Raw genomic sequence first — 24,381 nt, forward strand, 5'->3', positions numbered from 1 at the left:
CCCCGATCAGGCCACGGCCGGCTGCGCCGGCGGGGTGGTCTTCTTGACGTCGACCAGGAATGCCTTGAACTCCGGCGTATTGGTGCTGGCGTCACCCACCGGCGGCGTCAGCGTATTGACCGGATAGGACTTCCGCGCGAGCCCGACGAAGCCGAAATGGATCGGCAGGCCGATCACGTCGCAGGGCTTGCCGTCGACCATGATCGGCCGGAAGCGCTTGGACACCGAGGCCTTGGCCTTGATCATGCCGCGCTGGCTCGAGACTTCGACCCAGTCGCCGTTCCGGATGCCCTTGGCCCTGGCAAGTCGTTCGCCCATCTCGACGAACATTTCCGGCTGGACCACGGCGTTGTCGTGCACGTTCTTCGTCCAGTAGTGGAAGTGCTCGGCGAGCCGGTACGAGGTCGCCACGATCGGGAACTTGTCCGGCGTGCCGAACGACTTGGCATCGGCCGCGAACACCCGCACCACCGGATTGGTCGTGACCTTGGGATGCAGCGGATTGGCGATATAGGCGTCCATCGGCTCATAGTGCTCGGGGAACGGGCCGTCCGTCATGGCGGTGCGGCTGAACAACCTTGCCGTACCTTCCTGGTTCATGATGAACGGACCGACCGCCTTGTCCGGCGCCACGGTGGGCGCATAGTCCGGCACGTCGCCGCCCACCCAGCGCGATCCGTTCCAGGTGATGTACTTCTTGCGCTCGCTCCACGCCTTGCCCGAAGGATCGGCGGAGGCGCGGTTGTAGAGGATGCGTCGGTTGGCCGGCCAGGAGAAACCCCAGTTCGGATGGATGCCGAGGCCGGTCGGGTCACTGGCATCGCGGCGCATCGCCATGTTCCCGGTCTCGGTGTAGACGCCGGTGTAGATCCAGCAGCCGCCCGACGTCTTGCCGTCGTCGCGCATCACCCCAAAGCCCGGCAGCAGCTGGCCGGCCTTCAGCATCACCTTGGTCGGATCCGCCGGGTCCGGCAGATCCTCGAGCGCATAGCCGTTGAGTTCCTTCAGGAGTTCGACCGGCTCGGGATGGGTGGGCTTCGCATAGGCCCAACTCGTATTGATGATAGGATCTGGGAAGGCGCCCCCGTCCTTCTTGTAGAGAGCCCTGAGACGGCTGTGCAGATCGGCGATGACCTCGATGTCGCCGCGCGACTCGCCCGGTCCGTCTACCGCCTTCCAGTGCCACTGGATGACGCGGCTGGAGTTCGTGTAGCTGCCCTCGTCCTCGGCATAGGCGGTGGCCGGAAGCTGGAACACTTCGGTCTGGATCGCCTTCGGATCGGCGTCGTTGAATTCGCCGTGATTCTCCCAGAAGCGCGCGGTTTCCGTCTGCAGCGGATCGATGACCACCAGCCATTTAAGCTTGCTCAAGCCCTGGTGGATCTTGGTCTTGTTCGGCCCGGCCATCATGACATTGAGGCCCTGGCAAAACAGGCCGTTCATCTGCCCGCCCGCCATCATGTCGATGATCTTCAGTACGTCGTAGGCCGTGTCGAACTTCGGCAGATAGTGGTAGGCCCAGTCATTGTCCTTCGTGGCAGCGGTTCCGAACAGGGCCTTCTGCTGGCTGACGAAGAACTTGCCGTAGTTCTGCCAGAAGCTGGTCTGGCCCGGCCGGATGGGCTTGAACGCGCGCGCCTTCATGTAGTCGGCGAAGGTGGTCTCCCTCTCCGACGGCAGCACGAGGTAGCCAGGCGTCGATGTCGACAACAGCGCGAGGTCGGTGATGCCTTGGACGTTGGAATGGCCGCGCAGGGCGTTCACGCCGCCGCCGGGGATACCCATGTTGCCCAGCAGGAGCTGGATCATCGCCATGCTGCGAATGTTCTGGGCACCGGTCGTATGCTGCGTCCAGCCCAGCGCGTAGAGCGAGGTCATTGAGCGCTCGCCGTTGGCCGTCGTTGCGATCAGCTCGCAGACCTTCCGGAACTTGTCCTTTGGCGTACCGCAGATGCGCTCGACCATCTCGGGCGTGTAGCGTTCGACATGGGCCTTCAGCAGATTGAGGGCGCAGCGCGGGTTCTGCAGGGTCTCGTCGACCTTCGCCATGCCCTGTTCGTCGAACTCGTAGTCCCAGGTCGAGCGGTCGACATAGTTCTTCTTCGACTCGTCATAGCCCGCGAACAGCCCGTCCTCGAACTTGAAGCCCTCCTTCACGATGTAGGAGGCGTTGGTGTAAGCCTTCACGTACTCCTGGTGGATCTTGCCGTTACCCAGCAGGTACCGCATCACGCCGGACAGGAAGGCGATGTCGGTCCCCGGCCGGATCGGCGCATAGAGATCCGAGACTGCGGCCGAGCGCGTGAATCGCGGGTCGACCACGATCAGCTTGGCCCCGTTGTTGGCCTTCGCCTCCGTCACCCACTTGAAGCCGCAGGGATGGGCTTCGGCGGCGTTGCCGCCCATGATCAGGACGACATCGGCATTCTTGATGTCGTTCCACGAGTTCGTCATCGCACCGCGGCCGAAAGTCGGGGCCAGACTGGCCACCGTCGGTCCGTGTCATATTCGTGCTTGGTTCTCCAGGGCCAGGACACCCATGGAGCGCATGGCCTTGTAGGTCAGGTAGCCGGCTTCGTTGCTGCACGAGGAGCCGGCGAGGAAACCGGTGCTGGTCCAGCGGTTGACCGTCGCGCCGTCCCGGTTCCTCGCGATGAAGTTCTTGTCGCGATCTTCCTTGGCGAGCCTGGAGATGCGCTCCATCGCGAAGTCCCAGGTCACGCGCTCGAACTTGTCGGAACCCGGCTTGCGATGCATCGGGTACTGGAGACGGTTCGGGCTGTTCGCGAAGCCGAGCGACGCGGCGCCCCGCGCACAGAGCGTGCCGCGATTGATGGGATTGTCCGAGTCACCCTCGATATGGACGACCTTGGCCTTGCCGTCCTTCGTACCATCGGTCGACGAGTAGATGAGGACGCCGCAGGCCACGGCACAGTAGGGGCAGGTATTGCGGGTCTCGGTTGCTTTCTCGAGCCGGAAGGGCCGCACACCGGCGGCGAGTCCCTCGCCTGCGCCCATGAAGCCCAGCGCCCCAACGGAAGAGGCGGCGAGGCCGGCGGCGCTCACCTTCATGAATTGCCGACGAGTGACGGCCATGTTTCGCTCCATCCCTAGCGACGCGCATGAGGCGGTTCACCGCCCCTTTTTCCTCGCTGCGTCTCGGATAGTGAAACTCGGCAGGGCCCGTGAAGCAACAGTTATTTCGAGAATAACTGAAAGTTGAGGGACTACCGTCGCGTGCAGTCCCGGGGGATTCCCGCCGGCCAGTCAGGGTTTCCGCTGGAATCCCCAGGTTTCCGCCAGGATTTCACCCATGCGGGCGGCGATGATCCGGTTGCCGAGGCTCTCGTTGTCGGCATCCCGCGCGTAGTGGATGTGGTCGGCGTAGATCGACCGCTTCTCCCCCGCGAAGACCTGCGTCAGGTCGAATATCGGTGCCCCGCCATCGTGCAGGGTCATCAACCCCGCGACGATGTTCTTGTAGATGTCGTGATAGGAGAGGTCGCCGACGACGCGCTTCTCCTCCTCGGTGAGTTCCTTGCCGATCGCCGGAGCCGGCTGGATGAAGTAGGCGGACTTGACGTTGTTGTCGCGCGCCACCGCAAACGTCGCCCGCACGTATTTCTTGTAGAGTTCCAGCTGGACGTCGAAGGCGAGCTTGTAGTTTCGCTGAATGTCCTCCGGCAAGTGGAAGATGCTGTTCAGCGTCGTCTTCTTGGTCGACTTGAAGATGTCCTTGCCCTTGGCAGCCTGCTCGATGCCCCGGATCACCATGTAGGCGGCGTGCGAATGGCCGAGGATCGGATTGAGCGCGAGCGTTCCCGCGATCCGGCCCATGACCCAGCCGATCGCCGCGTCGCCGAAATTCTCGTCGGCCACGAAGGGATTCACGTCGAGGAAGTTGCTGAGCGGCCGCTCGAGCCGCTCGCTGAAGCCCGGCCAGAAGAAATAGTGCTCGTTGAATCCGCCGAGGACGGCGACCGCATCGACCGACGAGGCGTAGAGCGAAAACAGGATAAAGGGCTGCGGCTCCTTCCAGGCTCCGTCTCCACCGTTCAGCACCAGGAACGGCTTGCCGTTCGGGCTGATGTACTTGTTGTTGAGTTCTTCCTCGAGATAGCGCGGGGCGGGCGGCCTTGCATTCTGTCCGAGCTGCGACGCGACGGAGCCGCCCGTCAGCATCACGACATAGCGGTCGGTCGGCTTGAGGACCGGATAGTCCGGTCCGAACAGGCCGACATTGTTGACCCACGGCATCCCGCAAGGCGGGTTCGCGTGGTGGACGAACGCCACGTAGGGGTGCGGGAAGAGCGTATCGACGTAGCGGCACGCCGTTCCCTTCGTGGCGTCGCGCACATAGGTGTTCTGCGTGCGCTCGAAGAGCTCCGTCGCCGGCGTATATCGGCCGTCTTCAAGGTACATCCAGGCGATCGCCGTCGCTTCGAGCGCGGCGAGCGAAAGGACAACTCCGAAAAGGATGGAGATCCAGCCGTAGATACGCTGCTTCATCTCCCCGCCCGTTACTTCCTCGTTTCCTGGATGGCCTGCCAGACGCGTTGCGGCGTCGCCGGCATCTGAAGGTTACGCACCCCGAGCGGCCATAGCGCGTCCATGATCGCGTTCATGACGGTCGGCGTCGAGCCGACAGTACCGGACTCGCCGACGCCCTTGGCACCGATCGGGTTGCTCTTGGCCGGCACCGTGTCGTCGAGCTGGTTGTTGAAGTTCGGGAAGGTCTCCGCCCGCGGCATCGCATAGTCCATGAACGAGCCGGTGACGAGCTGACCGCTCTCGCGATCGTAGACGTTTTCCTCCAGCAGCGCCTGGCCGATACCCTGGGCGCAACCGCCGTGGATCTGGCCGAACACGATCGGCCGATGCAGCGGCTTGCCGACATCGTCGACCGTCGTGTAGCGCTTGAGCTCGACCATGCCGGTGTCGGGATCGATCTCGACCTCGCCGACATGCGCACCGTTGGGCCAGGCGATTCCGTCGACCGTGTTCACGTTCTCGATGAAAATGCGCTTGTCAGGCTGCTTCGCGGCGAGTTCGCCCAGGCCGATACCGCGGTCGGTACCGGTGATGGTGAAGCGGCCGGCCGAATAGACGATGTCGGCAGTCGCCGCTTCCAGCGCATCGGCTGCCAGTTCCTTGCCCTTGTCGACCAGCTTCTCGCTGCCGCTCAGCACCGCCGAACCGCCGATATAGGCCGAGCGCGAACCCATCGAGCCGACGCCGCCCACCCGGTCGGAATCGCCCATGGCGATCTCGATCTTGGACGGGTCGATGCCCAGCAGTTCCGAGGCGAGTTGGGTGAAGCTGGTCTGCAGCCCCTGCCCCATCCCCTGCGTGCCCATCCAGATCACGACCTTGCCGTCTTCCTTCACCTCGTAATGCGCCATCTCGTTCATGACGTTGGCCGAGGTCCATTCGACGTAGGAGGCAAGACCGCGGCCATAGAGCTTGCCGCGCTTCTCCGCTTCCGCCTTGCGTGCCGCGAAGCCGTCCCAGTCGGCCGCTTCGAGCGTCTTGGTGAGGAAGAGATTGAAGTCGCCTGAATCGTACTTCTCACCCATCGCCGTCGTGTAGGGCATCTGCGAGGGCTTCACGAAGTTGCGCCGGCGCAGCTCTGCCGGATCCATGCCGATCTGGCGCGCCGCCGTATCCATCAGCCGTTCGAGGTTGAGGATGCACTCGGGCCGGCCGGCACCACGATAGGCGCCGATCGTGGCGGTGTTGGTGATGACGCAGGTGATCCGGAGATCGATCATCGGGATGTCGTAGGTGCCGGTCGTCACCTTCGGGCCGACGAACAGCGGGATGACCACGCCGCCGCGCGACGGGTAGGCGCCGATATTGGCGAACGCCTCCATGCGCAGCGCCAGGATCCTGCCGTCCTTGTCGAAGGCCATCGACCCCTTGTGGAACTGGTCGCGTCCGGCGGTCGTCGCGGCGAATTCCTCGCTGCGTTCGGCGCGCCAGCGCACCGGGCGCTTCAACACCTTGGCGGCCCAGACGGCCACCGCCTCGTCCGGCTGGATACCGACCTTCATGCCGAAGCCGCCGCCGATGTCGCGCACCACGACGCGCACCTTGTCCTTGGGCATCTTGAGGATGACGTCGCACAGCGTGTCGCGCGTGACCGACGGGTTCTGGCTGCCGATATGGACGATCAGCCGGTCGTTCTCCCATTCCGCCATGACCGCGCGCGGCTCCATGGCGTTCACGATCAGCCGCTGGTGCACGATGTCGAGCGACACGACATGGGCGGCGGCCTTGAAGACCTCCTCCGCTTTGGCATGGTCGCCGAACTTGTTGTAGCCGGCGATGTTGCCGGGGGCGCCGCCCCAGACCTGCGGCGCATCGGGCTTCAACGCATCCTCGATCTCGGTGACCGCCGGGAGCTGCTCGTACTCGATCTCGACCATTTCGACGGCGTCCTGCGCCTGCTCGCGCGTGTCGGCCACGATCGCGACCACCGCCTCACCGACATAACGCACGACCTCGTGGGCCAGCGACCGGCGCGGGGTCATCTCGGGCTTGCTGCCGTCGGCGGCGGGAAACATGGCGGGGAATGCGAAGTTGCCGACGCCTTCCTTCTCCATGTCGGCCCAGGTGAAGACCGCGACCACGCCCGGCGCCGCCTTGGCGGCCGCCGTGTCGATCTTCAGGATTTTTGCATGGGCATGCGGGGAGCGGACGAGGACCACATGGGCTTGGTTCGGCCGCGACAGGTTATCGGTGAAACCGCCCGTTCCCGTCAGGAGACGGTCGTCCTCGACACGCTTGATGTACTGAGCCTTGCCAAAAACCGCCATACGCCACTCCCGCCGCGAATTCCCATAGGATCGGGCGGACTATAGCGGCGAAGCGGCGTCCCACAAGTCAGCGCGACGGATCGCCCCGTGGATCACGAACGGAGGCTGGGCATCTCGGGCAGCGGCACGATGCGGATTCCGGCCGCCTCCAGCCCCTGGCGGACCGCCGTGGCGACGGTCACGGCCGTGGGGCCGTCGCCGTGCACGCAGATGGAATCGACCTGGCAGGGGATGCGCTTGCCCGAGGTCGAGTAGATCGCCTGCTCGTCGACCATGCGCCGGACATGCTCGACCGCCTTGGCAGGGTCCTTGATCATCGAATTGGCTTCCTTGCGTGGCGTCAGCAGGCCGGCCTCGGTGTAGGTCCGGTCGGCAAACACCTCCTCAGCGACCCGCAGCCCGTGCTTGCGGGCAGCCTTGCCCTGCTCGGTGTTGGCCTGGGCGAGGAAGATCAGGTCACGATCGACGGCCTTGGTCGCCCGCGCGATCGCCTCGGACATTTCCGGGCTCTCGGCCGACATGTTCGCCATCATCCCGTGCGGCTTCATATGGGTGACCTTCGCCCCATGGAGGGCGGCGATCGCCTGCAGCGCGCCGATCTGGTAGGCGATGTTGGCCTCCAGCTCCTTGATCGTGAGGCTGATGACGCGGCGGCCGAAACCCTGCAGGTCGGCGAAGCCCGGATGGGCGCCGATCGACACGCCGTTCTGCGTGCAGAGCTTCACCGTATCCATCATCACCACGGGATCGCTGGCATGGAAGCCGCACGCGACGTTGGCGGACGCGACGATCTTCAGGACCTCGGTGTCGTTGCCCATCACCCAGGGTCCGAAGCTCTCGCCCAGGTCCGAGTTGATGTTGACGTGTCCTGCATTGGTCGCGGCGGCCATGGGAGACTCCCTCAATCTGAAGCGCTATCCTAGCAGATGTGAGCGTTCGATACCTATCCTGCGGCGACACCGCCTTCACCGTCGAGTTCGGCAACGAGATTTCCCCCGAGATCAACGGCCGGGTCATGGCACTCCACACCGCGATCGGTCTGGCCCGCGACGCCGGCGAGATTTCCGGCGTGGTCGAGACCGTCCCCACCATGCGGTCCCTGATGGTCACCTACGATCCGCTTTCGACCTCGCGGGCCGATCTTCAGCCCAGGGTCGACGCGCTGATCGCCCGCGGCCTGCCAGCCGACGCCGGGAGCCGCCAGGTCACCGTTCCGTGCTGCTACGACGATCCGGAATTCGCGCCCGACCTCGCCGAGGTCGCGGAGCGCACGAAGAAGACGCCGGAACAGGTGATCGCGGCCCACCTCGCCTCGCCCTTCAAGGTCTATGTGCTGGGCTTCATGCCGGGCCTCGCCTACATCGCGGGTCTCGACCAGGCGCTCTTCCTCCCCCGCCGCAGCCAGCCGCGCGTCCGGGTGCCGCGCTCCTCGGTCGCCATTGCCATGGACATGACGACGATCTACCCGTTCGAAAGCCCCGGCGGCTGGCACCTGATCGGCCGCACGCCGTTGTGGATGTTCGACAAGCGCCGCGAGCAGCCGGTGTTCCTGTCCCCCGGCGATTCGCTCGCCTTCGAGCGCATCGATCGCGGGAGCTTCGACCGCATCGCGGGCGAAGTCGAGGCCGGCACCTTCGACTGGTCGAGACTGGTGAAGGGCAAATGAGCACCGGATTGAAGGTCGTCCGCGCCGGCCTGTTCGACACGCTGCAGGATCTCGGCCGCACCGGCTTCATGGCGCTCGGCATGCCGACCGCCGGCGCGATGGACCGCATCGGTCTCAGCCTCGCCAACGCGCTGGTGGGCAATCCCGCCAACACCGCCGGGCTCGAGATCGGCGTCATGGGTCCCGACCTGCTGGTCGAGGCCGACAGTGTGAGGATCGGGCTGGTGGGTCCGCTTTCGCCTGCGCTGATCGATGGACCTGATGCGGCGCCAAAACCGCTGGAGTCCGACCGCAGCCATCTTCTAAAACGCGGGCAGATCCTGCGCGTCGGCATGATCGAGAGAGCCAGCACGGCCTACCTCGTCGTGGCTGGCGGCTTCGACCTGCCGGCCTTCATGGGCAGTCTCTCGACCTATTCGAGGGCCGGGATCGGCGGCTTCGATGGCCGCAAGCTCGCCGCCGGCGACCTCCTGCCGCTCGCGAAGGCCGGTGCTCCCGCGGGCGACGAGCGCCGGCTCGCGCAGCCTTTCGACTATGGCAGCGGACCGCTGCGCGTGGTCTGGGGGCCGCAGGAGGATTATTTCAGCGACGAAGGCCGCCGGACCTTCGTTGAGTCCGAGTATCGCGTGTCCAAGGAAGCCGATCGCATGGGCATCCGTTTCGAAGGACCGACGATCGCCCACGCGAAAAGCGTCGACCAGGGCGGCGCCGACATCATTTCCGACGGAATCGCTCCCGGCGCCATCCAGGTGCCCGGGGCCGGCCTGCCGATCGTCCTGATGGCCGACCGTCAGACGGTTGGCGGCTATCCCAAGATCGCCACCGTCGCCTCGGTCGACCTGCCGCGTCTCGGTCGCCTGCTACCCGGCCAGACCGTGCGCTTCGCCGCGATCGCCGTCGCGGAAGCCGAGGCCCTGCGCCGCGACCAGGAAGCGAGGCTCCAGCGTGCCGTCGCCGGCTTCGTCGTGGCACGCCCGCCGGGCGGCATCGACCTGGCCCGGCTCTACGAAGAGAACCTGATCGACGGCGTCGTTTTCGATTCGCCGTCGAACGTCACCTCGAAGCCTTCGTCGGCCGAGGGCGGCACGAAGTAGCTGGTAAAGAGGTCGAACTCCGCGTCGCTGGCGGTGAAGGCGTGGGTGCCAGCGGCGTTGCGGGCGCGCAGACGCGTCTTGCAGACCTCGTCCGGCACGTCGAGAAAATGCAGCCGGTGGCCCGCACCCGCGCGCTCGAAGAGACTGCGCATCCATTGACGGCTGGCCGGCGTGTTGGCGGGAAAGTCGAGCACCACCGAGAGGCCCGCCTTCATCAGCTCGACGACGTGATCGCCCATGACCTCGCGCAGGCGGCGGGAATTGCGGACATAGTCCTCGAGCGTCTTCTGCTCGTCCCTGTACAGACTGGCGAGCCACACATCTTCGCTGATCCGTATCGCGCCCGGATGCGCCGCCAGCCTGGCCGCGAGCGTCGACTTTCCGGCGGCGATCTTGCCGCAGATCATGTGGAGCATCGTGCATGCTCGACCTGCCGTTTCGTCCATCGGTCAGCTCCTCCGCGAAGGCCGCTTTACTGTAGCCGCTCCGGGTCTTCGTTGGTACGAACCGCGAGGGCTGGAAACGTTCCGACAAACGATCGGGGGATGCGTCGAGATGAGCTGGCAACCGGAAATGGATGAGCTGCGCCGCCGTCAGGAAATGACGAAGCGCATGGGCGGTGCCGACAAGGTCAAGCGTCAGCACGATGGCGGGCGGCTCACGGTGCGCGAGCGCGTCGAGCGGCTGCTGGACAAGGATTCGTTTCGCGAGATCGGCAGCGTCGCCGGCAAGGCGGAATATGACGGTCGCAACGACCTGGTCGATCTCACCCCGGCGAACGTCGTCATGGGACGCGGCAAGATCGACGGACGGCATGTCGCCGTGACGGGGGACGACTTCACGGTACGCGGCGGTTCGGCCGACGCGACGATCAAGGAGAAGTCCAACTACGTCGAACGCTACGCCAACCAGTATCGCATTCCGGTCATTCGTATGATCGAAGGCTCCGGCGGCGGCGGATCGGTGAAGACCATCGAGACGACGGGCCGCGCCAACGTGCCGGGCGTCGCCGGCTGGGAATGGACCGTGCGCAACATGGGCATGGTACCCACCGTGGGCCTCGGCCTCGGCTCCGTCGCGGGCCTCGGTGCCGCGCGACTCGCCGCCACCCACTATTCGGTGATGGTGAAGGACGTCTCGGCGATGTTCGTCGCCGGGCCGCCGGTGGTGAATCGCCTCAGCCCCAAGCAGTACGACAAGCAGGAGCTGGGCGGCTGGGAGATCCAGCTGCGCGCCGGAGCGATCGACGAGGCGGTGGACAGCGAAGACGAGGCCTTTGCCGCGGCGCGCCGCTTCCTCTCCTACCTGCCCTCCTCGGTCTACGACGCACCGCCGCGCGGTCCCGTGACCGACGATCCGGCGCGACGGGAGGATTCGCTGTTCGACGCCATCCCGCGCGAGATCCGCAAGGTCTATCGCATCCGGCCGATCGTCGAGAAGGTCGTCGACCAGGGCAGCTTCTTCGAGATGGGCCGGCTCTACGGCCGCTCGGTCGTGACCGGCTTCGCCCGCGTCGACGGCTGGCCCGTGGCGGTGATGGCGAGCGATCCGATGTTCTATGGCGGCGGGTGGACGTCCGATACCTGCCAGAAGGTGACGCGCTTCCTCGACCTTGCGGAGACCTTCCACCTGCCCGTCGTCTATTTCTGCGACTGTCCCGGCTTCCTGATCGGCCTCGAGGCCGAGAAGAGCGGCGTCATCCGCCAGGGCGTGCGCGCCATGTCGTCGATGTTCCAGACCACCGTGCCGTGGTGCACCTTCATCATCCGCAACGCCTTCGGCGTGGCGGGGGCCGCGCATCAGAACGGCTCGCGGATGAACTGGCGCTATGCCTGGCCGTCGGGCCGCTGGGGATCGCTGCCGCTGGAAGGCGGGATCGAGGCCGCCTATCGCGCCGACATCGACGCCGCCGACGATCCCAAGGCCAAGATGGCGGAGATCGAGGACCGGCTGAACAAGCTGCGGTCGCCATTCCGCAGCGCCGAGAGTTTCTGGATCGAGGAGATCATCGATCCGCGCGATACGCGCAAGATCCTCTGCGAATTCGTCGACCTAGCCGCCCCGGTACGCGGCAGCGGCCCGGCAACCCTGTGGATGCGGCCCTAGGCTCCAGCAGGGCGCTGAAAAGCCGAAGTCATGGCGCGCAAACGAAACAAACGAAATAAACGAAATAAATGAAGCGAACGTCGCACCCCCTGCATCCCGTGTCGGGGTGACCGTTGGCGTAACAATGTTGCTCGCAGGTGCTTCTGAAAGGCCTATTCCAACAACCTGCTAGCCCCGCCAGCCGTAGCCCTTGAGCTTCGGCAACAGTCCGCACGCGGGCTCGAAGGGCGGATTACTGAGATAATCCTGGTCGGACACTACATAGGACTGGCCGGGCGAGCGGCTGACGACCGCGCTCAAGGCCGGATAGGACCAGTCCTGGAAGAAGAGCTTGTTCGGCCAGTCATGCAGCGGCAGCGTCTCCGCCCGTACCATGCCCGTGCTGCCGTCGACGACCACCCTCAGGCGCTCGACATAGCCGCTCCACAGGCGGGTGAGGACGATGTCCGGGATGGTCCCCGCGACCGTCAGTGCCCCCAGCAAGAGCACCATCCGCCGCGCCACTTCTGGCTGGCGTACGACGGCGAAGACACGCGGCGGATCGCGGCGCGCCACCTGCACCCACATGCCGACGAGGAAGGCCGCCAGCAGCACACCGGCCGCCTGGCGGGCCACATAGTGCGAGGGCGGATAGAGGATCGACGGCCCGTGCACGAGCCGCCACCACGGCGACAGGGCGAGCAGCAGCGCGATGACGCCCATGACCACCAGCGGCCCCCTGCCCTGCAGCCAAGCCGGCCTTCGCAGGCCCGCTAGTGCGCAGATGAGAAAGCCCGCCAGCGGAATGGAGAACTGCATGTTCTGCCAGAAATCGACACTGGTGGAGCGCACCTTCATGAAATGCGGATGGTCCCAGTAGTCGGCGATGGTGACGGCCGATACGACGGCCGCGCCGATGAAGGCGAGCGCCGCCAGCCCACCGAGCCAGCGCGTCGGCCGGTCGCCGCTGCCCCGCGTCGACCACAGGATCGCACTCGCCACCAGCGGCCCGAGATAGATCATGGCCTCGTAGGACCTGAGGCACAGCAGGCCGAAGGCCAGCAGCAGGACCCCATCGCGCCGACGGCTCTCGCCGGTCGTAAGTGCGACCGCCATGGCTGCCGTGATGCAGGCGAAGGCGACGTTGTATTCGCCGATGATGAAGAACGAGGTCGGAAGGAAGACGGCGGCGATGATGGCGAGCACCGCCGCCAGCAGCACCGGATCGCGGCGCACGCGGTCGAGGGCGAGGTGATAGAACGCCGTCGGCAACGCAAAGAGAGCGGCCGATTGCGCCATCGCCAGCAACTCCGTATCGCGGACGCCCAACCGGGCCAGCAGGAGAAGGGGCGCCTGCGTCACCCAGTCGACATGGGCCCGGGCCGCGTAGAAATCGTGGAAATGTCCGTGGTCGAGCAGGTTCACCAGAAACGAGGATCCGTCCCAGAATAGCCCGCGGCAGGCCAGCGTGTTGTGTAGAGCCAGCGCCCAGAGGATGACGGCGACGCCCCGGGCGACGGCAACCGGTGACATGCCCGGCACCGTCAGTCGCGCCACATGTAGTGGCCGAGTGGATAGGGTTCGGCCGGCGGGAACGGCTGCCAGGAGTTGAAGCCTCGCGGCGGCGCGATGATGCCGTCGGTCCGCTTCGACCGCAGCGCCAGGCTCTGGCTGGGCAAAATCCACGACTCGACCAGCGTCTCGAGGGGGCGCCGGGCGAGCGGGGTGGATTCGAAGGGAATCACGCCGGTGTTGTTGCGCACGATCGACCGCACGGTCTCGAGATAGCTACGCCACTCGAGCGTCAGGTAGATGTTGGAGGGCATCACCGCGATCACCATCAGACAACCGAAGGCGAGCATCCGGCGCGAGACCTCGGGACGCCGCAAGGCCGCCAGCGCGGCGAACCGGGTGCCGAAGGACGAGGTGTAGAGCCACATCAGGATGATGACGGCGGCGATCACGAGACCGGCGATGCTGCGCGCCGTGTACTGCGACTTGGCGTGCGGGCGAACCAGCGAGTCCGTCAGCACGAGCAACGGCGACAAAGCGAGCAGCAGGAGGAAGATACCGGCAAAGACGTAGGGCCTGCGGCCGGAGAGATCCTGCGGTCGCAGCGCCGCCCAGCCGAAGATGACCAGGGCGGCGCCCATCGCGAGGTCGAACTGGACGTTCTGCCATGCGTCGAGGGCCGTCGCCGCAGTCCGGCTGAGGTGATCCTGCGAGAAGGGATGGATCAGCGAATCGGCAGCCACCCACAGGCCGCCCAGAAAGGCCAGGCTCGCGATCAGATAGAGGATCGTGGCGACGATGGGCCGGGCGGAAATCCGGTAGACCGTCCAGAGAATCATCGCGGCCAGCAAGGGACCGAGATAGAGCATCACCTCGTAGGCTCGGATGCCGAGCAACCCGACCGCGACCAGGAAGGCCCCGTCGGCCACCGTCAGTTCCCGCGCCGTCACCAGTCGGACGGCCACGGCGATGCCTATGGCGTAGGCGGTATTGTATTCGCCGACGATGAAGAACGAGGTCGTCATGAAGACGACCCCGATGACCGCAAGCAGCGCGGCCAGCAGCACGGGATCGTCCTTAACCCTCAGGAGGGCCAGATGGTACAGCGCCGTCGGGACCGCGAAGAGCCCCAGCGACAATAGCTGCGCCAGGAGATGGAGGTCGGTGACCCCGAGGAAGACCGCGGTGATGATCGGGACCTGCCCCACGATCATCGCGTAGAGCCGCGGATTGTAGAAGTCGAAGAACCATTCGCGCCGGGCGATCTGCACAAGAAAGGCCGATCCGTCGACGAAAAGCCCCCGGCACTCCCAGCTGTGCCAAAGCACCAGGGTCCAGAGCAGGCCGACCGTGGCCCTGTAGGCGACTGTAGTTGTTGGCATTTCTCCGCGAGGGGGCCTACAGGACCCGTGCCCCAGGTGCAAGCGGTGACGGCTTGCAGCGTCGAAGGGGCGCTGTTAGCAAGGCGCGGCAAACGGGGATGGTGGATGCTCAGTTGGGAGAAAATCGACGCGATTCCGGGCTGGTTCATGTTCCAGTCCTATTGCGTCTGGCGCGCCCTGCTCGACCAGCAGGCCGGGATTTCCGGCGACCTGTTCGAGATCGGCGTCTGGCGGGGCCGGTCGGCCTCCGTCCTCGCCTCCTACCGGAAGGGCAACGAGAAGCTCTACCTGTGCGATCTCCGCCTCGATGAGGCTGCGGTCCAGCGCTCGATCGAATCGGTCGGCGCGAAGGCCACGAACCTCGTGCCCCTGTCCGGCCCGTCCGCCGACCTGCCGGCCAAGCTCGACCTGCAGGCGATGCACCAGTCGGTGCGGTGGTTCCACATCGATGGGGAACATACCGGGACGGCCGTCTATCGCGAGCTGGAGTTCGCCAACCGGATCGTCAACACCGACGGCATCGTCGTGATCGACGATTTCTTCTCGCCGCGATACCCGGCCAATACGACCGAGGTCATCCGCTACCTCGAAAAGAACCCTTTCCACTTCAGGCTCCTGGCCGTCGGATTCAACAAGGGCTACCTCTGCCGCCCCGAGAGCCTGCCGCGCTACATGGACTTCATGGCCTCCGGCATGTCGCGGGCGCTGCAAGGCTATGGCGCCAAGACGACGATCTTCAAGACGACCGGCCCTTGGGACACCGACGCCGTCGGCATCACCGACTATGTCGAGGATGCCGGCGCCATCGCAGGCCCCGACAACGAGCCGCAGCGCTGGCACATGATGCGCACCCGCCATGTCTGGGGGCCGATGCGCCATCTCCAGAACGGCTGGCGGATGCTGCGCGGCCGATAAGGGCTCTGCGGATTTCCTGCAGCCCTCTCAGGCCGCAGGTTTCGCGATCTTCATCTGATCGTCGAGATCGTCGGCGATGAAGTGGCGCACGACCTCGTCGAGGTCCTTGTCTGTCTCGAAACCCAGGCGCCGGGCGCGCGCCGAGTCGATGCCCTGGGGCCAGCCGTCGCAGATTTTCTGGACCGCCGGATCGTGCTGCCACACGACCTTGCCGACCTTGCGGTTGCCGGCATGGCGGTCGACCGCCTGCTCCAGTTCCTTGGCGGTCACGTTGATGCCGTTCAGCAGCAGCGTGCGTCCCGGACCGAAGGCATCCGGCGGCAGATCGTGCAGGCGCATGAAGGCGTCGACTGTCTTGCGCGGGCTGAGGACCACCATGACCGTCTCGGGCGTGACGGGACACACGACGTCGACCCCCGTCAGCGGTTCACGCAGCACCGAACTGGCCCATGTCGAGGCCGCCTTGTTGGGCAGGCCCGTGCGCACGCAGATCGTCGGCAATCTCACCGAGGTGCCGCGCAGAAAGCCCTTGCGCGTGTAGTCGCGCACCAGGAATTCGCCGATCGACTTCTGCGCACCATAGGAAGTCTGCGGCGTCAGCGGTGTGTCGTCGGTGACGGCCGGGGGAAGGTCGCCACCGAACGCCGCCAGCGAACTGGTGAACACCACGCGCGGATTGGTGCCAAGGGCCCGGCAGGCTTCCAGGACATTGCGCGTGCCGTCGAGATTGACCCGATATCCCAGGTCGAAATCGGCCTCCGCGCCGGCGCTGACGACTGCGGCGAAATGGAACACGGTCGACGCGCCCTGCACGATCGACTGCACGGTCGCAAAATTCGAGATGTCGCCCGCGATCGTCTTGACCCGCGGATCGTCCAGGCCCGGCCCCTCGGCCTTGCCGACATCGAATAGCAGCAGCTCGTTCACTTTCTGAGGCTGGCCGGAGGCCGCCGCGATCTCGCCCTGCTGCAGTATGCGCCGTGCGAGTTTCTTGCCCAGAAAGCCCGCCCCGCCGGTGATGACCACCTTCATGTCGTTTCCGTCCGATTCCGTTGTATGCGGACGAAAGTGTGCACAGATCGCCGCCTGCAGTCTATGTTTGCGCGGCATGGCCGGATCCGCCGACATTTACGCGTTCAAGGACGCTCTCATCGTTCTGGGAACGGCGGCCGTCGTGGCTCCCGTCGTGAATCGCCTCAAGATCAGCCCCGTGCTGGGTTTCCTGGTCGTGGGCGCTGCGCTGGGGCCTCACGGGCTCGGCCGTCTCGCCGATTATTCCCGCGCAATCGACTGGCTCACCGTCACAGGTGAAAGACAGATCGCCTTCATCGCCGATCTCGGCATCGTCTTCCTGCTGTTCTTCATCGGGCTCGAACTCTCGATGCGGCGCATGATCACCATGCGCCGCCTGGTCTTCGGACTGGGAGGCCTGCAGGTGGTCCTGTCGGCGCTGGCGATCAGCCTCGCGGCGTTCTGGCTCGGCCAGCCGGCCGCCGCCGCACTCATCATCGGTACCTGCCTGGCCTTGTCCTCGACCGCCATCGTCATGGAGCTGCTGTCCGGCCAGCGCCGCATGATGTCGACCACCGGCCGCACCAGCTTCGCCATCCTGCTCGCTCAGGACCTGGCCGTCGTGCCGCTCCTGTTCCTGATCAGCGCTCTGGGAGGCCATTCCGAGGGCTCTGTCGTCCAGGGCGTCATCGTCGCGGTCGTCGAGGCGCTGCTGGCCATCGCCGTGATCGCTCTGGTCGGCAGGGTGATCCTTAAGCCCCTGTTCCGGCTGGCCGCCAGCACCGACAATCCCGAATTCTTCATGGCGGCAACCCTGCTGATCGCCGTCGGATCGGGCGTGATCGCGGCCTTTGCAGGCCTGTCCATGGCGCTCGGCGCCTTCATCGCCGGGCTGCTTCTTGCCGAAACGGAATACCGGCGCGCCGTCGAGGCGATGATCGATCCCTTCCGCGGGCTTCTGCTCGGCGTCTTCTTCTTTTCGGTCGGCATGCACATCGACCTGAGCTTCATCTGGCGCGAACCCATCCTCGTGCTCGGCGGGTTCGCGGCGATGATGATTCTCAAGACGACGTTGCTCGTCCCTCTGTGCCGCCTGTTCGGCATATCGTGGGCCGCGAGTGTCGAAACCGGCCTGCTGCTGGCCCCGGGCGGCGAATTTGCCTTCATCGGCATCGGCCTCGCCGCGCAGCTGGGCCTGGTCGACCCCGGCGTCGCAGCCGGCGTCCTGGCGGTCGTGTCGCTGACCATGGGCAGTCTGCCGTTCGTGTCCCTACTCGCGCGCCGCGCGGCCCAGCGGGTGGCCGAGCAGGTGACGGGAGATGCTCCCGCGACGCAACTCCCCCCTTCGGACCATGCCCGGCGAGTCATCGTCGTCGGCCACGGACGGGTGGGTCAGCTCGTCTGCGACCAGCTCGAGAAACACGGGATTTCGTACATCGCGGCCGACCGCGACGCGGGCCGCGTCGAGCGTTGGCGGAAACTCGGCCGGCCGGTCTATTTCGGCGACGCCTCCAACGCGCTGTTCCTGCAGCGCTGCGGCATCGACGAGGCGACGGGGGTGATCGTCACCCTGGACACGGCGGCGGTCGACGATGTGGTTCGCGCCGTGCGGGCCCGGCGGCCGGACGTGATGATCGTCGCCCGTGCCCACGATGCCGAGCATGCCCGCCATCTCTACACCCTGGCCGTCACCGATGCCGTGCCCGAGACGATCGAGGCGAGTCTCCAGCTGGCCGAATCGGCGCTGGTGGGCCTCGGTGTACCGATGGGTCTCGTCATGGCCTCGATCCACGAAAGACGAGAGCAGGTTCGAAATGAACTCCAGGCCGCCGCCGGTGGGACGGCGTCGATGACCGAACAGATCCGCCGTGCCCGTCGCGACAAGGTGGGCAAGGCATGAAAGTCGTGAGCTGGAACCTGCTGCGCCTCATCGGCGCGGCCGTCGAAGACGTGGCGACCCTGATCAGCGTCCAGAAGCCCGACATACTGCTCATGCAGGAAGCGACGCAGCAGATCGAGGCACTGCCGAGCCTGGTCGGCGGCCATTTCTACCGGCTGTCCTGGCTGGGGCGCATCCATGGGCTCGCCGTCTGGAGCCCGACCCACTTTCCCCGCCCCGTGGCCCTTTCACTGCCGGCCTCGCGACTCCCTGGAAGGCTGCCGCGGCGACGCGCCCAGATCATCCAGATGGGAGAGATCACCTTCGCCAATGTTCACCTCTCGCACGGCCAGCTGCTCAATCGCCGCCAGCTCGCCCGCATCGCCGCTGCGCTGCAGGGCAAGCCTTCGGCCATCATCGGCGACTATAATGCCGTCGGTCCGGTGATGATCCCCGGTTTCGCCGACGTCGGCCCACGCGAGCCCACGCATCTTTCGGGCAACGTCATGCCCGTGCGCCTTGATCGCTGCCTCGCCCATCGGCTTGTATGCACCACCGCCGACGCGCTGGATTTCGGTCCTTCCGACCATCGGCCGATCCGCCTCGAACTGCGCCTTGCCGAAAGCGGCCAGGCCGCGGAGGAGCCGTTGCGGGTGCGCAAGGACCGGCTGAAGCGCTTCTACAGATAGGGCTGCAGCAGCCGGGCCGCGCTGTTGCGCAGGCGTATCGGCAACGGATCGCCGTCGATCTCGCCGAGGGTCAGGCAGCGCCGCGGCGTCTTCGATGCCACGATCTCGCGTGCGAAGGCGGCGTCGTGCAGCTCGACGTTCAGCTCGAAGTTCAGACGGAAGCTGCGCGTGTCCCAGTTGGCACTGCCGATGAACGACCAGGAATCGTCGATCGTCATCAGCTTGGAGTGATCGAACGGCGCCGGCATCATCCAGATGTTGCACCCGGCTTCGATCAGCGGTCGCAGCGGGACACGCCGTGCCCAGTCGAGAATCGCGTGATTGGAGTTCTCCGGCAGCATTATGTCCACCGTGATGCCGCGCATCGCCGCCAGGCCCAGCGCCATGGTGAGCGGCTCGCCTGGCAGGAAGTAAGGCGTCACCACGCGGATCGATTCGCGCGCGCAGGAGATGGCATGCAGGGTCACGAACTCGATCTGCTCCATATCCTCGTCGGGCCCGGAGGGCACGACGCGCGCGAGCACCGTCCCGACCGGCTCCAGTGTCGGGAACCAGCCGTCGTCCAGCTGCTCCCCCGTCGTGAACTGCCAATCGTCGGCGAAGGCATCGGTGAGCTGCTCGACGACCGGTCCCTCGATGCGGAAATGCGTGTCGCGTACCGGATGGGGCGGGTTTCCGGCCACGACGTTCTCGGCTGCGATGTTCAGGCCGCCGGTGAAGGCCACGCGACCGTCGATCACCAGCAGCTTGCGGTGATTGCGCAGGTTCACGAACGGCGTACGCCAGGGGAAATAGGAATGCAGGAAACGCGCGACCGGGACGCCGGCCTTGCGCAGCCGGTTGTAGGTGCCGGACCAGAAGTAGCCGCCCCCGACTCCGTCGATCAGGACTCGCACCTTAACGCCGCGCTGCTGGGCCTGGATCAGAGCCTCATGGAATTTCTCGCCCGCTGAATCGGCACGGAAAATGTAGCTGCAGAGCCCGATGGTCGACTTCGCTTCGCCGATTTCTTCGAGCATGCGCGGGTAGGCCTCGTCGCCGCTGTGCAGCATCTCGACGAGATTGCCAGGCTTCGACGGCAGGCCCGTCACCCGCCCGACCGCATACTCCAGCGGCGTCAGCGAATCCCGTGTCACCGTCGCGGCGGGATCGCCCGCGAGCGGCACCAGGTGCTGACGCCTCAGTCTCTGTGCACGCCGCTTTACGCGGTTGATGCCCATGATGGCGTAGAGCAGACCGCCCAGGAACGGCGATAGCCAGGCGATGCCGATCCAGGATACCGCCGCCCCGACGCTGCGCTTGTAGAGCAGCACATGGACGGTAACGGCGACGGCAAGGGCGACATGCGCCACGGCAGCGGTCGCACCCACCACCGCCGCCAGATTGTCATCGAGTGTCACGTTGCCTGTTCCCCGCGCGCGGCTGGTCTAGAACAGGTTCTAGCGACGCCCCGTATAGAACGCCATGCGCAAGCTGCGTCGGGGCGTCAGGCGACCGCCTTGATGGTCTTGGCGGTGATGTCGACGATCTCGTCGATCTGGGCCTTCTCGATCACCAGCGGCGGCGACATGGCGATGGCATCGCCCGACTGGCGGACCATCAGGCCGAGGTCGAAGGCCTTGACGAAGGCCTTGTAGCCGCGCGTGCCGACCGTGCCTTCCGGCGCCAGGTCGATGCCGCAGGCCATGCCGAGGTTGCGGATGTCGGTGACGTTCGGCAGCCCCTTCAGCGAGTGGATGCCCTCTTCCCAGTAGGGCGACAGTTCGGCGGCGCGGGCGAACAACTCCTCGTCGCGGTAGATGTCGAGCACCGCCGACGCTGCGGCGCAGGCCAGCGGATGGGCCGAATAGGTGTAGCCGTGGAACAGGTCGACGGCGTTCTCCGGCCCGGTCATCAGCCCGTCGAACACGTGCTTGCGCACGAACACGCCACCCATCGGCACGGTGGCGTTGGAGATGCCCTTGGCGACCGTCATCAGATCGGGAATCACCCCGAACTTGTCAGCCGCGAAAGAAGCGCCGAGACGGCCGAACCCGGTGATGACCTCGTCGAAGATCAGCAGGATGCCGTGCTTGTCGCAAATCTCGCGCAGCCGCTTCAGGTAGCCCTTCGGCGGCGGCAGGAAGCCGGTCGAACCGGCGCAGGGTTCGACGATCACGGCGGCGATGTTGGACGCGTCGTGCAGGCCGACGATGCCTTCCAGCGCATCGGCGAGATGGGCGCCGTTCTCCGGCTCGCCCTTGGAGAAGGCATTCTCCGGCAGCTGGGTGTGCGGCAGGTGATCGACACCCGGCAGCATCGCGCCGAACCACTTGCGGTTGTTGACCATGCCGCCGACCGAGATGCCGCCGAAGCCGACCCCGTGGTAGCCGCGCTCGCGACCAACGAAGCGCGTGCGGGTGCCCTGGCCGTTGGCGCGATGATAGGCCAGTGCGATCTTGAGCGCACTGTCGACCGCCTCGGAGCCCGAGTTGCAGTAGAAGGCATGATTGAGGTCACCCGGCAGCAGGGCGGCATGCCGCGCCGCCAGCTCGAACGCCTTGGGATGGCCCATCTGGAAGGACGGAGCGTAGTCCATCTCGTCCAGCTGCCTCGCGATCGCCGCCTTGATCTCCTCGCGGCCGTGACCGGCGTTGACGCACCACAGGCCCGCCGTGCCGTCGATGATCTTGCGACCCTCCGGCGTCCAGTAGTGAACACCCTTCGCCTTGGCCAGCATGCGCGGGTTCTTCTTGAACTGCCGGTTCGCGGTGAACGGCATGAAGAACGCTTCCAGATTGTTGGCGGCAGGCGCGGTATTCGACGGCGTCATCGGCAGACCTTCGGGTAAGATGAACTCAGGGTTACGCTATCACTTGTTCACGTCGACAACCACGCGGCCCCGTATCTCTCCTTTGAGGATTTTTGGGGCCAGCGCCATGAGATCGCCCAGCCCCGCCTCGCTCACGGTGCTGTCGAGCTTGTCGAGCGGCAGATCGGTACCGAGACGACGCCACGCTTCCTCACGCGGCGTCTTCGGCAGCATCACCGAGTCGATGCCGTAGACGGAAACGCCCCGCAGGATGAAGGGCAGGATCGAGCCCGGAAATGAAGGACCGGCCGCGAGACCGCAGACCGCCGCCGCCCCGCCGTACTTCACCTGCGCCAGCGCCTTGGCAAACATCACGCCGGAAACCGTGTCGACCACGCCCGCAAAGCGCTCCGTGAGCAGCGGGCGATCCGGCGCCTCGGTCAGTTCCTTGCGGTCCATGATCGTCGTGGCGCCGAGCGACTTCAGGTACTCGCCCTCCTGGGGGCGGCCGGTCGCGGCGACCACGTTGTAGCCCAGCTTCGCCAGGATCGCGACGGCGACAGAGCCGACGCCGCCGGCCGCCCCCGTGACGAGAATCTCGCCCTTGGCGGGATCGATGCCGTGCTTCTCCAGCGCCATGACGCAGAGCATGGAGGTGTAGCCGGCGGTGCCGATCGCCATCGCATGCCGGGTCGAGAGGCCGGACGGCAGCTTGACGAGCCAGTCGCCTTTGACCCGCGCCTTCGTGGCGTAGCCGCCCCAGTGCAGTTCGCCGACGCGATAGCCGTTCAGAACGACCTTGTCGCCGGCCTTGAAAGCCGCGTTCTCGGACCTCTCCACGGTGCCCGCGAAATCGATGCCGCCGACGTGGGGCCAGGTCTTGACCAGCCCGCCGCCGGTCGTCAGCACCAGACCATCCTTGTAGTTCAGCGTCGAATAGTCGACCGCCACGACGACATCTCCCGCCGGCAGCCTGTCCTCGGGCAGCGTTTCGATGGCGCCGCTGACCTTGCGGTCTGCACCCTGGGTCAGGACAAGTGCGCGGAAGGTCATGGGAGCTCCTCAACAAATGGATGCCGCTGTCTAGCAAGGCCGCCGCCGCTTAGACAGTCTCCGCGAAGGGCTCGTTTCGCCGTTCTTACCAGCGGAACCGCTCGGCGGAAGCAGACGCGCGGGGGTGGCAATGCAGTCTCACTGACAACGATCCGGCGGCACCTCAATTCCAGCGAGCTGCTCTGGATGGACCACACGCCTCATAATATAGCCGTCTGCCCAAGAATGGAGCACAGACGAAACGTGTGTGGTGCACTGCGCCGCTACCATCGCGACAATGCAAAAAAGAGACGCCCTCAATCGTGCGGTCCTGATAATGTATGGTCGTTGTTTGACTATGGGGAGACAGAGGACGCTCATCGCGTACTGAATTGCATGTTCGGAACTTATCGCCTCCCTGTCCTGTCGACTGTGCCGCGCTCGGGCACCTGGTTCCTCCGTTACCTTTTCTCTTTCGTCTGCCACCTCGAACGAGGCGGTCGACTGGACGATCTGTTGACCGGTGAGGTCGTCGGCAATCCGAAGGGCCCCGCCTTCGACTTCGGCAACTTCAGGGGCGGGCCCCTGTTTCGTGTGGCCGGAACGCTGCCGACCGAGCACATGTTCATTGGTCATACCGTCTGCCCGGGCTTCCAGGACCTGCTGCCAGCCCGCCATTGGTGGCGGCAGACGTCCTTCCATGTGCCGGGCTATGATTGCCTCCATGAAGAGACGAGCTACCGGCACACGCCTGTAGACCTTGCGGCCTATGACTATGCCCCCATCAAGGTACCGGCGATGGAGCGGGCAGCGCGAAAGGGTCGTGGAGGACCGATCGCGCTGGTGTATCGCAACCCGGTCGACCAGGCGTATTCCTATTTCCGCTATTGCCAGGCGCATGTGAACCCGGCGTACCGTCTGTTTCATGGTCGGCCGGTCAGCGACATGTCGTTCCGGGAGTATCTGTTCGGCGCGGCCCTGATCTCCTATGCGCGCCAGTTCGTTACCTACCAAGTCCAAGCCGCCCGCCATCCTGGCCTGGTGAAGATGATCCCATACGAGAACCTCATCGACCGGCCGGTCGAGACGGCGACGTACCTGCTGGACCATTTCTCCGGGACCCGGCGCGATTGGCCCATGCTCCCTACAGCCGTCCGGCTGGTCCGCAAGGACCACATGCGCGCCATTGAGGCCAAAATCGGCAGCTCGCTCGACGGTACGCGTGATGGCCAGAGCAGCCACATGCGGGCGTCCGACGATGCCGAGCGGGATGGTCCGGCCGATCCGTCCATTCGCGAGGAGGCGATCGCGCGATTGAGTGAGATGGGCTTGGATTGCAGCCTCTTTGCGTGGCCCACCCAGCGTCCTGCAGCGCAGCATATCGCCTTTCCGGACGACGCTCGCCAAGTCCGGCAAGCGTCCGCCTGAGGTCATCGTCAGGCCGGCATTTCCACATTACAACTGTGGCCATGGGGCGCTTGCCAAGCCAAGGGCTAGCCCCCAACTC

The 24,381-nt window shown here is 65.6% G+C and carries 18 protein-coding genes; 7 read left to right on the forward strand and 11 right to left on the reverse strand.

Annotated elements, in window-relative coordinates; translation table 11 throughout:
- Positions 1-6: 6 nt before the first annotated feature.
- The 4 genes from fdnG to ACT6UX_RS23250 all read right to left on the reverse strand — a co-directional run bounded on the left by fdnG (position 7) and on the right by ACT6UX_RS23250 (position 7,708).
- Positions 7-3,096: a formate dehydrogenase-N subunit alpha gene (gene fdnG, locus ACT6UX_RS23235; protein ID WP_444777528.1), complete on the reverse strand. Its 3,090-nt coding sequence runs from the start codon at positions 3,094-3,096 to the stop codon at positions 7-9.
- Positions 3,097-3,267: 171 nt separating this feature from the next.
- Complete coding sequence (locus tag ACT6UX_RS23240; RefSeq protein ID WP_444777529.1) at positions 3,268-4,509, reverse strand: hypothetical protein; 1,242 nt, start codon at positions 4,507-4,509, stop codon at positions 3,268-3,270.
- A gap of 11 nt (positions 4,510-4,520) precedes the next feature.
- Complete coding sequence (locus ACT6UX_RS23245) at positions 4,521-6,818, reverse strand: xanthine dehydrogenase family protein molybdopterin-binding subunit (protein WP_444777530.1); 2,298 nt, start codon at positions 6,816-6,818, stop codon at positions 4,521-4,523.
- Positions 6,819-6,910: 92 nt separating this feature from the next.
- Complete coding sequence (locus tag ACT6UX_RS23250; protein WP_444777531.1) at positions 6,911-7,708, reverse strand: LamB/YcsF family protein; 798 nt, start codon at positions 7,706-7,708, stop codon at positions 6,911-6,913.
- Between the two features lie 38 nt (positions 7,709-7,746).
- On the opposite strand from ACT6UX_RS23250, the gene pxpB reads away from it, so the two are divergent.
- Positions 7,747-8,484, forward strand: a complete 738-nt coding sequence (gene pxpB, locus ACT6UX_RS23255) for a 5-oxoprolinase subunit PxpB (protein ID WP_444777532.1) — start codon at positions 7,747-7,749, stop codon at positions 8,482-8,484.
- Complete coding sequence (locus tag ACT6UX_RS23260) at positions 8,481-9,578, forward strand: biotin-dependent carboxyltransferase family protein (RefSeq protein WP_444777533.1); 1,098 nt, start codon at positions 8,481-8,483, stop codon at positions 9,576-9,578. Before pxpB ends, ACT6UX_RS23260 begins: the two co-directional genes overlap by 4 nt.
- Here ACT6UX_RS23260 and ACT6UX_RS23265 read toward each other — a convergent pair.
- A complete protein-coding gene (locus ACT6UX_RS23265; protein ID WP_444777534.1) occupies positions 9,488-10,024 on the reverse strand; it encodes an AAA family ATPase in 537 nt (178 codons plus the stop codon). The genes ACT6UX_RS23260 and ACT6UX_RS23265 overlap by 91 nt on opposite strands.
- A gap of 109 nt (positions 10,025-10,133) precedes the next feature.
- Between ACT6UX_RS23265 and ACT6UX_RS23270 the strand changes: the two genes are divergently transcribed.
- Positions 10,134-11,684, forward strand: a complete 1,551-nt coding sequence (locus ACT6UX_RS23270; protein WP_444777535.1) for an acyl-CoA carboxylase subunit beta — start codon at positions 10,134-10,136, stop codon at positions 11,682-11,684.
- A gap of 168 nt (positions 11,685-11,852) precedes the next feature.
- Here the strand turns inward: ACT6UX_RS23270 and ACT6UX_RS23275 are convergent, their stop codons facing one another.
- Positions 11,853-13,196: a hypothetical protein gene (locus tag ACT6UX_RS23275; RefSeq protein ID WP_444777536.1), complete on the reverse strand. Its 1,344-nt coding sequence runs from the start codon at positions 13,194-13,196 to the stop codon at positions 11,853-11,855.
- An 11-nt stretch (positions 13,197-13,207) separates the two neighbouring features.
- Positions 13,208-14,557 (reverse strand): hypothetical protein, encoded by a 1,350-nt coding sequence (locus ACT6UX_RS23280; protein ID WP_444777537.1) that lies wholly within the window; start codon positions 14,555-14,557, stop codon positions 13,208-13,210.
- 105 nt (positions 14,558-14,662) lie between these two features.
- On the opposite strand from ACT6UX_RS23280, the gene ACT6UX_RS23285 reads away from it, so the two are divergent.
- Positions 14,663-15,472 carry a class I SAM-dependent methyltransferase gene (locus ACT6UX_RS23285; RefSeq protein WP_444777538.1) on the forward strand — a complete coding sequence of 270 codons (810 nt, stop codon included), beginning with the start codon at positions 14,663-14,665 and terminating at the stop codon, positions 15,470-15,472.
- Between the two features lie 27 nt (positions 15,473-15,499).
- Here the strand turns inward: ACT6UX_RS23285 and denD are convergent, their stop codons facing one another.
- A complete protein-coding gene (gene denD, locus ACT6UX_RS23290) occupies positions 15,500-16,504 on the reverse strand; it encodes a D-erythronate dehydrogenase (protein ID WP_444777539.1) in 1,005 nt (334 codons plus the stop codon).
- Positions 16,505-16,580: 76 nt separating this feature from the next.
- Between denD and ACT6UX_RS23295 the strand changes: the two genes are divergently transcribed.
- Positions 16,581-18,383, forward strand: a complete 1,803-nt coding sequence (locus tag ACT6UX_RS23295; RefSeq protein ID WP_444777540.1) for a cation:proton antiporter domain-containing protein — start codon at positions 16,581-16,583, stop codon at positions 18,381-18,383.
- Positions 18,380-19,051, forward strand: a complete 672-nt coding sequence (locus tag ACT6UX_RS23300; protein WP_444777541.1) for an endonuclease/exonuclease/phosphatase family protein — start codon at positions 18,380-18,382, stop codon at positions 19,049-19,051. Before ACT6UX_RS23295 ends, ACT6UX_RS23300 begins: the two co-directional genes overlap by 4 nt.
- On the opposite strand, the gene ACT6UX_RS23305 is transcribed toward ACT6UX_RS23300, so the two are convergent.
- The 3 genes from ACT6UX_RS23305 to ACT6UX_RS23315 form a co-directional block, all read right to left on the reverse strand.
- Positions 19,042-20,451, reverse strand: a complete 1,410-nt coding sequence (locus ACT6UX_RS23305; protein ID WP_444777542.1) for a phospholipase D-like domain-containing protein — start codon at positions 20,449-20,451, stop codon at positions 19,042-19,044. The genes ACT6UX_RS23300 and ACT6UX_RS23305 overlap by 10 nt on opposite strands.
- An 86-nt stretch (positions 20,452-20,537) precedes the next feature.
- Positions 20,538-21,863 carry an aspartate aminotransferase family protein gene (locus tag ACT6UX_RS23310; protein WP_444777543.1) on the reverse strand — a complete coding sequence of 442 codons (1,326 nt, stop codon included), beginning with the start codon at positions 21,861-21,863 and terminating at the stop codon, positions 20,538-20,540.
- A 39-nt stretch (positions 21,864-21,902) separates the two neighbouring features.
- Entirely contained in the window at positions 21,903-22,895 is a 993-nt protein-coding gene (locus ACT6UX_RS23315) for an MDR family oxidoreductase (RefSeq protein WP_444777544.1), read from the reverse strand.
- Between the two features lie 495 nt (positions 22,896-23,390).
- On the opposite strand from ACT6UX_RS23315, the gene ACT6UX_RS23320 reads away from it, so the two are divergent.
- Positions 23,391-24,302: a hypothetical protein gene (locus ACT6UX_RS23320; protein WP_444777545.1), complete on the forward strand. Its 912-nt coding sequence runs from the start codon at positions 23,391-23,393 to the stop codon at positions 24,300-24,302.
- Positions 24,303-24,381 lie beyond the last annotated feature (79 nt).

This window comes from Reyranella sp. (assembly GCF_052439685.1).
Lineage (GTDB): Bacteria > Pseudomonadota > Alphaproteobacteria > Reyranellales > Reyranellaceae > Reyranella.

What these genes read in the sequence shown, in the direction of transcription:
- ACT6UX_RS23285 (WP_444777538.1), top strand. Translation starts at nt 14,663, where the DNA reads ATGCTCAGTTGGGAGAAAATCGACGCGATTCCGGGCTGGTTCATGTTC.
- ACT6UX_RS23250 (WP_444777531.1), bottom strand. Translation starts at nt 7,708, where the DNA reads ATGGCCGCCGCGACCAATGCAGGACACGTCAACATCAACTCGGACCTG.
- ACT6UX_RS23270 (WP_444777535.1), top strand. Translation starts at nt 10,134, where the DNA reads ATGAGCTGGCAACCGGAAATGGATGAGCTGCGCCGCCGTCAGGAAATG.
- ACT6UX_RS23245 (WP_444777530.1), bottom strand. Translation starts at nt 6,818, where the DNA reads ATGGCGGTTTTTGGCAAGGCTCAGTACATCAAGCGTGTCGAGGACGAC.
- ACT6UX_RS23300 (WP_444777541.1), top strand. Translation starts at nt 18,380, where the DNA reads ATGAAAGTCGTGAGCTGGAACCTGCTGCGCCTCATCGGCGCGGCCGTC.
- ACT6UX_RS23265 (WP_444777534.1), bottom strand. Translation starts at nt 10,024, where the DNA reads ATGGACGAAACGGCAGGTCGAGCATGCACGATGCTCCACATGATCTGC.
- ACT6UX_RS23240 (WP_444777529.1), bottom strand. Translation starts at nt 4,509, where the DNA reads ATGAAGCAGCGTATCTACGGCTGGATCTCCATCCTTTTCGGAGTTGTC.
- ACT6UX_RS23295 (WP_444777540.1), top strand. Translation starts at nt 16,581, where the DNA reads ATGGCCGGATCCGCCGACATTTACGCGTTCAAGGACGCTCTCATCGTT.
- ACT6UX_RS23310 (WP_444777543.1), bottom strand. Translation starts at nt 21,863, where the DNA reads ATGACGCCGTCGAATACCGCGCCTGCCGCCAACAATCTGGAAGCGTTC.
- ACT6UX_RS23275 (WP_444777536.1), bottom strand. Translation starts at nt 13,196, where the DNA reads ATGTCACCGGTTGCCGTCGCCCGGGGCGTCGCCGTCATCCTCTGGGCG.
- ACT6UX_RS23280 (WP_444777537.1), bottom strand. Translation starts at nt 14,557, where the DNA reads ATGCCAACAACTACAGTCGCCTACAGGGCCACGGTCGGCCTGCTCTGG.
- ACT6UX_RS23260 (WP_444777533.1), top strand. Translation starts at nt 8,481, where the DNA reads ATGAGCACCGGATTGAAGGTCGTCCGCGCCGGCCTGTTCGACACGCTG.
- denD (WP_444777539.1), bottom strand. Translation starts at nt 16,504, where the DNA reads ATGAAGGTGGTCATCACCGGCGGGGCGGGCTTTCTGGGCAAGAAACTC.
- ACT6UX_RS23315 (WP_444777544.1), bottom strand. Translation starts at nt 22,895, where the DNA reads ATGACCTTCCGCGCACTTGTCCTGACCCAGGGTGCAGACCGCAAGGTC.